This window comes from Piscirickettsia litoralis (assembly GCF_001720395.1).
GTDB lineage: Bacteria > Pseudomonadota > Gammaproteobacteria > Piscirickettsiales > Piscirickettsiaceae > Piscirickettsia > Piscirickettsia litoralis.
This window is the reverse complement of record NZ_MDTU01000015.1, coordinates 1-3,291: the sequence shown is the minus strand read 5'-3', so window position 1 is coordinate 3,291 and position 3,291 is coordinate 1. Positions and strand designations below refer to the sequence as shown.

2 rRNA genes are annotated in these 3,291 nt (G+C 48.2%); both read right to left on the bottom strand.

The features are described 5' to 3' along the window. Nucleotides 1-49 (bottom strand): 5S ribosomal RNA (rrf, locus tag BGC07_RS24195); the annotation flags it as partial. Nucleotides 50-247: 198 nt separating this feature from the next. Beyond that, nucleotides 248-3,138 (bottom strand): 23S ribosomal RNA (locus BGC07_RS19095). Nucleotides 3,139-3,291: the final 153 nt, after the last annotated feature.

Sequence of the window (3,291 nt, the reverse complement as noted above, 5' to 3'; positions counted from 1 at the left end):
CTGAGTTCGGGATGGGATCAGGTGGGACCACCTTGCTATGGTCACCAAACAAAACTGGTAAATCTGTTTTGTTTTTTAAAGCCATTGTTAAATTAAGCTTTAAAATAAATCAGGCTGATTGTATCAGCTTGATTCGTAAATAACAATATTAGTAAAAAGTAAGTGTTGATTTTATTTAATTAAATACAAGTCTTGATAGCTGTTTTAAAAACCTAATTTTGTGCTGGTTAAAACCTCTTGGGGTTATATGACCAAGCCACACGGCGAATTAGTATTGGTTAGCTTCATACATTACTGCACTTCCACATCCAACCTATCAACGTCATAGTCTTTGACGAGCCTTAAGGAGGGTCAAGCCCTCAGGGAGATCTCATCTTGAGGCTAGCTTCCCGCTTAGATGCTTTCAGCGGTTATCTATTCCGAACATAGCTACCCGGCAATGCGTCTGGCGACACAACCGGAACACCAGAGGTTCGTTCACTCCGGTCCTCTCGTACTAGGAGCAACCCCTCTCAAATCTCCAACGTCCACGGCAGATAGGGACCGAACTGTCTCACGACGTTCTAAACCCAGCTCGCGTACCTCTTTAAATGGCGAACAGCCATACCCTTGGGACCTGCTACAGCCCCAGGATGAGATGAGCCGACATCGAGGTGCCAAACACCACCGTCGATATGAACTCTTGGGTGGTATCAGCCTGTTATCCCCGGAGTACCTTTTATCCGTTGAGCGATGGCCCTTCCATACAGAACCACCGGATCACTAAGACCTACTTTCGTACCTGCTCGACGTGTCAGTCTCGCAGTCAAGCGTGCTTTTGCCTTTATACTAACCGCATGATGTCCGACCATGCTTAGCACACCTTCGTACTCCTCCGTTACTCTTTCGGAGGAGACCGCCCCAGTCAAACTACCCACCATACGCTGTCCCCAACCCGGATCACGGGCCTAGGTTAGAACCTCAAGAATACCAGGGTGGTATTTCAAGGACGGCTCCACAATAACTAGCGTTACTGCTTCTATGCCTCCCACCTATCCTACACAGATAGTCTCAAAGTCCAGCGCAAAGCTGTAGTAAAGGTTCACGGGGTCTTTCCGTCTAGCCGCGGATACACTGCATCTTCACAGCGATTTCAATTTCACTGAGTCTCAGGTGGAGACAGCTTGGCCATCGTTACGCCATTCGTGCAGGTCGGAACTTACCCGACAAGGAATTTCGCTACCTTAGGACCGTTATAGTTACGGCCGCCGTTTACCGGGGCTTCGATCAAGAGCTTCGCTTACGCTAACCCCATCAATTAACCTTCCGGCACCGGGCAGGCGTCACACCGTATACATCCTCTTTCGAGTTCGCACAGTGCTATGTTTTTAATAAACAGTCGCAGCCAACTGGTCTCTGCGGCCCTCACCAGCTCAAAGAGTAAATCTCGTCACCAGCAAGGGCGTACCTTCTCCCGAAGTTACGGTACCATTTTGCCTAGTTCCTTCACCTGAGTTCTCTCACGCGCCTTGGTATTCTCTACCTGTCCACCTGTGTCGGTTTGGGGTACGGTTTCTTACAATCTGAAGCTTAGAGGATTTTCCTGGAAGCAGGGCATCAACCACTTCACAACCAAAGGTTGCTTCGTCATCGGCTCTCAGCATTAAGTGCCCGGATTTACCTAAACACTCTGCCTACCACCTTAAACGCAGATAACCATCACTGCGCTGGCCTAGCCTTCTCCGTCTCCCCGTCGCAATTGTAAGAAGTTCAGGAATATTAACCTGATTCCCATCGACTACGCATTTCTGCCTCGCCTTAGGGGCCGACTCACTCTACGTCGACGAACGTTGCGTAGAAAACCTTGGACTTCCGGCGAGGGGGATTCTCACCCCCTTTATCGTTACTCATGTCAGCATTCTCACTTCTGATACCTCCAGCAACCCTTACAGGTCACCTTCGCAGGCCTACAGAACGCTTCGCTACCGCTCATAATAAATTATGAACCCGCAGTTTCGGTATATTACTTAGCCCCGTTAAATCTTCCGCGCAGGCCGACTCGACTAGTGAGCTATTACGCTTTCTTTAAAGGATGGCTGCTTCTAAGCCAACCTCCTAGCTGTCTAAGCCTTCCCACATCGTTTACCACTTAGTAATATTTAGGGACCTTAACTGGCGGTCTGGGCTGTTTCCCTCTCCACGACGGACCTTATCACCCGCCGTGTGTCTCCCACAAAACAACTTTCTGGTATTCGGAGTTTGCATCGGGTTGGTAACCCGGGATGGGCCCCTAGCCGAAACAGTGCTCTACCCCCAGAAGTCTATTGTGAGGCGCTACCTCAATAGCTTTCGCGAAGAACCAGCTATCTCCGAGTTTGATTAGCCTTTCACTCCTATCCACAAGTCATCCCCTGGCTTTTCAACGACAGTGGGTTCGGGCCTCCAGTCAGTGTTACCTAACCTTCACCCTGCTCATGGATAGATCACTCGGTTTCGGGTCTATTCCTAGCGACTAACGCCCTATTAAGACTCGGTTTCCCTACGGCTCCGCTATTCGCTTAACCTCGCCACTAAAAATAACTCGCTGACCCATTATACAAAAGGTACGCAGTCACATCACAAAGGATGCTCCCACTGCTTGTATGCATACGGTTTTAGGTTCTATTTCACTCCCCTAAACGGGGTTCTTTTCGCCTTTCCCTCACGGTACTAGTTCACTATCGGTCAGTTAGGAGTATTTAGCCTTGGAGGATGGTCCCCCCATCTTCAATCAGGATAACACGTGTCCCGACCTACTCTTGTTTCATCTAAAATGCCGTTTCGTGTACGGGGCTATCACCCTCTATCGCCGCACTTCCCAGAGCGTTCCACTACAACATAATAAACTTTTGGGCTAATCCGCTTTCGCTCGCCGCTACTCACAGAATCTCGGTTGATTTCTTTTCCTCTGGGTACTTAGATGTTTCAGTTCCCCAGGTTCGCCTCATGCACCTATGTATTCAGTACATGATACCGACCTTATGGTCAGTGGGTTTCCCCATTCAGACACCTCCGGATCAAAGGTTATTTGCCACCTCCCCGAAGCTTTTCGCAGGCTCTTACGTCTTTCATCGCCTCTAACTGCCAAGGCATCCACCGTATGCACTTATTCACTTGATCATATAACCCCAAAAAGTCTTTCAACCTCTCAAAATCATATCTCAACACCGGTTTTCAATTTCAATTACCAAGACTCGTTAATTAAATACTTAATCAGACTAAATCTGATCAATAATCAAGGAATCTTTACTTTTTACCAAATTGTTAAAGAAC